Annotated in this window: 6 protein-coding genes; 5 read left to right on the top strand and 1 reads right to left on the bottom strand. The window is 69.8% G+C overall.

What is annotated here, in order from left to right:
• Positions 1–569 precede the first annotated feature (569 nt).
• The 3 genes from ACFW2E_RS14350 to ACFW2E_RS14340 are packed head-to-tail and all read left to right on the top strand — an operon-like array spanning position 570 to position 3582.
• Positions 570–1682: a bifunctional DNA primase/polymerase gene (locus ACFW2E_RS14350; RefSeq protein ID WP_384466143.1), complete on the top strand. Its 1113-nt coding sequence runs from the start codon at positions 570–572 to the stop codon at positions 1680–1682.
• A complete protein-coding gene (locus ACFW2E_RS14345) occupies positions 1679–3184 on the top strand; it encodes a phage/plasmid primase, P4 family (protein ID WP_384466141.1) in 1506 nt (501 codons plus the stop codon). The genes ACFW2E_RS14350 and ACFW2E_RS14345 overlap by 4 nt, the downstream gene beginning before the upstream one ends.
• Entirely contained in the window at positions 3181–3582 is a 402-nt protein-coding gene (locus tag ACFW2E_RS14340) for a DUF6009 family protein (protein WP_384466139.1), read from the top strand. Before ACFW2E_RS14345 ends, ACFW2E_RS14340 begins: the two co-directional genes overlap by 4 nt.
• A 391-nt stretch (positions 3583–3973) precedes the next feature.
• Here ACFW2E_RS14340 and ACFW2E_RS14335 read toward each other — a convergent pair whose 3' ends face one another.
• Entirely contained in the window at positions 3974–4918 is a 945-nt protein-coding gene (locus ACFW2E_RS14335) for a ScbA/BarX family gamma-butyrolactone biosynthesis protein (protein WP_384466137.1), read from the bottom strand.
• A 317-nt stretch (positions 4919–5235) separates the two neighbouring features.
• Between ACFW2E_RS14335 and ACFW2E_RS14330 the strand changes: the two genes are divergently transcribed.
• Complete coding sequence (locus ACFW2E_RS14330; protein WP_384466135.1) at positions 5236–5985, top strand: HAD family phosphatase; 750 nt, start codon at positions 5236–5238, stop codon at positions 5983–5985.
• On the top strand, positions 5982–6224 hold a 243-nt coding region (locus tag ACFW2E_RS14325; protein ID WP_384466133.1), incomplete at its 3' end, for an SDR family NAD(P)-dependent oxidoreductase. The genes ACFW2E_RS14330 and ACFW2E_RS14325, both read left to right, overlap by 4 nt.

Below are 6224 nucleotides of genomic sequence, written 5' to 3'. Positions count from 1 at the left end.
GCCCCCCGGGCCACCCGGCGCCGTCGGGGGGGGGGGGGGGGGGGGGCGGGGGCCGGGGGTCGGGGCCGGGGGTGCCGGGTTGTCGCCGGGCCCGCTGCCCCCCCTGCGCGGGTTCGGTCGCTGCCCGGGTGGGGGCGGTCCGGCCCTGAGGACGGGGCAGCGACTGAAGGAGAGCGACCGAAGATGCCTTGAGTCTTCTTCGGTCGCTGAGAGGAACAGCCTGGTCAGGCGGGGTGTCGGGGCGGAAACAGCGACTGAAGCGACTGAAGGTCCGGGTATATGAAGACATTCGCGCGTGTGCGTGTGCGCGTGTGTGCGTCATATATGGGGGTCTTGAGTCGCTTCAGTCGCTGTTCTGGGCGGTGCGTACCCGTTGACCTGCGGATTCGTTCAGCTACCGAGACAGCTACCGAAGTGGCTTGGGTCGCGGGGGGTTTCGCGTTCAGTCGCTGGAGCCACTGAGGTGACACACGCATGTTTTTTTGATTTCCCTGTGTCCCCTTCTGTCTTCGTGGTTCGCTAATCTGTCTCAGTCGTTGAGTCGCTTCAGTCGCTGATGGGGGATGTGGATGCCTGCTGAGCTGCGGGTTCCGCGCAGCGACTCAAGGCAGTCGGCTTCCGGCCCGCACGACGGCGCCCGGTCCCTGGCCACAGCGCGGTGGTGCGTGGGCCGTGGCTGGCCTGTTCACCCGCTTGCGCCGGGACGGAAGACCCCCGCGGGCAACTGCGCGGCCTGCCGCGAGCACGGCCACACGCACCAGGGCTGCGGCTGTCCGGCCGCCGGGCGCTGGTGCCATGGGTTCCACGCGGCCACCCTCGACTACGCCAGGGTCGAGCAGTGGTGGGGTGCCAACCCGCGTTTCGGCGTGGGAATCGCGTGCGGGCCCGCAAGTCTGGTCGTCGTGGACATCGACGCGCACGCCCAGGAGCTGCCCGACCGTAACCGCCTGCTGCCGGGCATCGAGATCTCGGCCGGCGTCGACCTGACGGGTCTCGCCAACGGCTTCCACACCATCGGTGTGCTGGCCGCCCTGCGCGGTGAGCGGAGCCCGGCGGAGGACGAGGGCACCCTGCGCGTGCGCACGCCCTCAGGGGGCCTGCACGTCTGGTACCGGGTCCCCAGCGGACAGCGCTGGCAGTGCTCCACGGGTTCGGGCGGGGGCCGTTCCCTGGCCTGGCAGGTGGATGTACGGGCGCACGGCGGGTACATCGTCGCCCCGGGGACCATGACCACGGCGGGGATGTACGAGCCCGCGGGACCCGTGCGTGAGCCCGCACCGCTGCCGGGCTGGCTGGCGCGCGAACTGGAGCGCACCGGGCATCTGCCGCCCGCGCACGTGCCCGTGCCGCGCCCGGTGCCGCCACGGGCCCGGCAGGCCGTGCTGGCCGCCGGAGGAGGGCACGCGGCCGCCGGCCGGGCGCTGAGCGCCGTGCTGGCCGAGGTGGCCGGCTGCGCCGCCGTTCCCGAAGGGGCGGGGTTCTCGGAGAAGCTCAACCGGGCCGCCTACACCGCTGGAGGGCTGGTCGCCGCCGGGCACGTGAGCGAGGAGGAGGCCGAGCGGGTGCTGGACGAGGCTGCCGAGCATGCCCGGCCGGGGCAGCAGCGGCGTTACCGCGCCATCATCCGTTCAGGGCTGAGCGCAGGCCGCAGGCGCCCGTTGTCCCCGGGAGGCCGCGGATGACCGCCGACGACAACGCCCTTTTCGACGCCCAGGCGGTCGCCGCGCAGATCCTTGCCCAGCCTCCCGCGCAGATGCCGCGGCAGAGCGTGGCGAACCGGATCGGCGCGGGCGGGGAGGCCACCGCCGACGGTCTGCTGCCGGACACCCTCAGCGACCGCGGCAACGCCAAGCTGTTCGTCAGGCTGTACTCCAACGACTACCGGCACGTGCCCGGACTCGGCTGGTACCGCTGGGACAGCACCCGCTGGCAGATCGACGAGGACGACACCGTGATGTGGGCCGCGGGGGACCTCGCGGAGTCCCTGGCCACCGACGACCCGCGCGGCTGCTACACCGCCTCCGCGCTGCAGCAGCACCGCAGGCGCGCCCTGAGCACCAGCGGTATGAACGCGATGCTCACGCAGGCCAAGTCCGCGCCGGGCATGGTGCTCAACGCCGCCCGCCTGGACGCCGACCCCTACGCGCTGTGCACCCCGGCCGGCATCGTCGACCTGCGTACCGGTCTGATCCGTATGCCCGACCCGGACAAGGACTTCCACTCCCGCTCCACCACGGCAGCGCCGCAGGCGATGCCGACCCCGCGCTGGGACCGGTTCCTCACCGACACCTTCGGCGACGGGCCCGAGGGCTCGGAGATGATCGACTTCCTGCACCTGTTGCTGGGCTACTCCATCACCGGCGACGTCGGCGGCCAGGTGATGCCGTTCCTGTTCGGTTCCGGCAAGAACGGCAAGTCGGTGCTGCTGGACGTGCTGATGAAGCTGGTCGGCGACTACGCGGACGCGGCGCCGCCCGGCTTCCTGATGGCCCGGCCGTACGAGGGGCATCCCACCGATCTGGCCGAGCTGCACGGACGGCGGGTCATCGTGTGCAGCGAGGTCAAGCCGGGGGACCGGTTCGACGAGGCACGGGTGAAGCTGCTGACCGGCGGCGACCGGATCAAGGCGCGGCGCATGCGGCAGGACTTCTTCAGCTTCCAGCCGACCCACAAGCTCTGGCTGCTCGGCAACCACCGGCCTGAGGTGGGCACCGGCGGCTTCGCGTTCTGGCGACGGATGCGGCTGATCCCGTTCGAGAGGGTCGTGCCCGACGACCGCAAGATCGACAACCTGGCGGACATCCTCGTCACGGAGGAGGGACCGGGCATCCTCAACTGGCTCATCCTGGGGGCCCGTCGCTATCTGAGCGGCGAGAAGGACCTGACCGGCCCGGAGCGGGTGCGCATCGCCACCACGGCGTACGCGGAGACCGAGGACCACACCGGGCGGTTCCTGTCGGAGGAGTGCTGTCTGGGACCGGAACTGAGAGCGGAACAGGCTCAGCTCTACGCGGCCTACAAGACGTGGTGTCAAAATGAGGGAGCTCCGGCGATATCGTCCCGGGCCTTCGCGGCGAGGGTCCGAGAGGTGGTGGGGCTGGCGTCTCCGAAGGAGATGATCCTGTCCAACCAGCGCAAGTACTACCCGGGCATCGGACTGGTCGCCGACGAGGAGACAGCATGAGCGCCCTCATAGAAGAGGACGAGATCAGCCACGAGGCCGACTTGGTCTGGCTCGAGGACGTCAGCAAGCTGGACTACGTGCGCCAGAGCCTGGACCGGCTGCCCACCCGCAAGGGGAGGCCCGCGTACCACCGCGACGGACGCATGGTCGGCTATGCGCTGCTCGGGCCCAGTGCCAAGCCGTCCCGGTCGTCCGGCACCTTCCGGCGCCGGGTGTTCTGGTTGCTGCCGCACGACCGGGACGCGGTTCCCGACGGGCTGTACGCCACCGGGGCGCCCGCCGAGGCCGTCGACCCGCGCACGCTGGCGCCGGGCAAGAAGGGGCGCAAGACGGAGCGGTCGGAGGGCGGGCCCACCTCCCCGGGGGTGCGGGAGCACGGGCTGTCGCTGCCGTTGTGAGCGACAGGGCGACCCCGTGCGGCCGTGCGGTGGACGTGGGTCAGGTTCGCGGACCGCGGCTGGACGGCGGGCAACGCCCAGACCAAGGATAAAGAACAGACCTTCCGGTTTCTTACACGGTGTGCTGTACTGCGGACAGCGTGCTTGGCGGGGCCGTGCGAATCGTCGCGGAAGGCCGCTCGACGCAGGCCGGACCAGGGGGAGGTCGGTCCAATGAGGTGCACGTGCACAACAGTCGCGGTGCCGGGCGGAATGCGGTGCCGGGCTCAACCCGTTCCGGGCGCAAGGCCGTTGTCGTACGGAACCGCCCGCACGCCCGACAAGCCGGGCCGTGCGGGCGGCGGTGCGGTGTTTTCGGGCCGGGTGCCTGGCGATGTCGCGGCTGCCACCGTTAGCTGACCGGCCCCGTGAGGGTCGAGGTGAAGACGCTCTCACCGTCCTGGTGGCCGGTGACCTCCACGGTCATCGTGCTGCCGCTCTCGGACGCCACCTGTGTGATGTCGATCCAGCAGGGGCGGTCGAGTTCGACGTAGCGGCGGAAGTTGCTGGAGGCGCTGGCCGGGATGAAGCTCCGCGGGCCGACCAGGGCGGAGGCCGCCTGCCGGGCGCCCTCCATCAGGACCATGCCGGGCACGTGGTCGGCGCCGTGGTCGAAGAGGATCGGGTGGTCGAGGTTGGGCGTGAGCAGCCAGCGGCGCGGTGTGTCGGTGGCCGTGAGCACCACGTCGGCCGCGGAGGACCGGCCCACGTAGGCCGGCGGCAGCGGGCTGCTGTCCGGTGTGGTGCCACCGTCGGCCTCGGGAACCGGGACGGTTCTCCGCGCCCGGATGCGGGCGTAGACGGCCGGCGGGAGCGGACCGTACTCGGTGGCTCCGTGGGCCACGAGAACCCCGTCCCGGTGCAGGGAGAGGTCCATCCGGATCCGGCTGACGGCTTCCTTGCGATGGACGAGTTCGATACAGCGCGCCTCGATGTCGAAGTCGGTCGGACTCGAGGCGATGCGCAGTCCGTCCGGGTCCGTGGTGTAACTCAGGTTCCACATGACGAACTGATGGCCGAGAGGTACGTCGAGAGCGGTGTGAGCCATGAAGATGCTGGCCTGGCGAAACGTCTCTGCCGCCTGGAGCGGATCGTGGCTGGTCCCGTCGGAGCTGTTGAAGTGCGTGTGGGCCCGCGGCCATTGGCCGGTGAGGGAGAACCGCAGGTCGTCGTGCGTGGTGCAACCGGTGAGGAATACCTCCGCGAGGCTGGCCCGGTGAACGTACTCCTTGGGCACCGTCGTGGTGAGCCTAGGCAGTCCGGACAGTCCTATTCCGCTAGCGGTGGTCAGTCGCATCGAGAACCCCCGTCTTGAAGCTTCGTTCGACGACGCCTATAAGATACGGACCTACCGGTTTTCTTGTATCGGCCCGATAGTAAAGGATTGGCCAAGTATCACGGGGGAATGTAGAAGCGGCCGTTCCGTTTCATCTGATTTGCACAGATATTTTCTCGCTCGACCACGGCCCGATGTAAGGCTGAAATCGGGCTAAATAGCCTTTTAGCGGCAGTGGTTGAGCGATCAAGTCCCAGATCAAAAACCTGACCTGCGGTTTTCTTTCTCGGCGCGCACGAGGTCACGGCGTCGACCCAGCCTGCGACAGGGAGACCACGATGAACCGCCCACTGGGCACTCTTCGGCTCGCCGCCGTCAACATCGACGGCGTTCTGCTCAACGACACGTTCAGTCCTGTCATCCACCGCATCGTCGTCGGACACGGCACCGCCTACACAGCGGAACTGGAGCAGGCGATCCTGTCCCGGCCGCGGCTGGCCGCCGCCCGGATCCTGGCCGAGGCCATCGGGTCCACGGCGAGTCCGTACGAGATGCTCGACGTCTACTTCGCGGAACGCGAGCGGCACGTGCGCGAGCACCCGGTACGACCGCTCGAGGGCGCGGGCGCACTGCTGCGGAGGCTGGGCGAGCTCGGTCTGGAGATCATCTGCTACGGCGGGCTGGACAGGAGCCACTTCGACCGGTACCTCGGCGCGTGGGCGTCCTGCTTCACCGAGCCCGGCTACATCTGCACGAACGACTTCCGTCCGGGTATCCGGGAGATCGTCCGGGACCACTTCGGACTCGACTACGACGAGGCGCTCTTCATCGACGACGCGGCCACGGTCGCGCGGAGCGCGAGGGAGCTCGACGTGCCGTTCATCGGGCATCCCAGCGCCTTCGAGCACGGCTTCCAGCGGTCCCTCATGGAGGCGGCCGGCGTACGGCATCTGGTGCGCGGCCTCGCCGCCATCGACGAGCCCCTGCTGCGTGCCATCGACCGGGAGGCCGCACAGGGCACGTGCTGGCAGGGCGCCGAACGGCTCGGGGCGGGGGTCGGCAGCGGTTCCTCCAGGGCCCTGTCGTGACCGGGGGAGAACCCGCCTCCCTCGCCGGAAAGGTGGTGCTCATCACCGGCGCGAGCAGCGGCATAGGAGCGGGAGCGGCCCATGTGTTCGCGCATCAGGGTGCCGTCGTCGTCCGCGGGGCGCGCCGCGAGGAACGGCTGCGCGAACTCGTCGCGGAGCTCAGAGGCAAGGGTGCCGAGGCGAGTTACAGCGTCGTGGACGTGTGCAGCGGCGACGAGGTCCGACGCATGGTGCAGGAC

Origin of the sequence: Streptomyces sp. NPDC058964 (assembly GCF_042741275.1) — a bacterium.
Lineage (GTDB): Bacteria > Actinomycetota > Actinomycetes > Streptomycetales > Streptomycetaceae > Streptomyces.
This window is presented reverse-complemented; position numbering and strand designations above follow the sequence as displayed.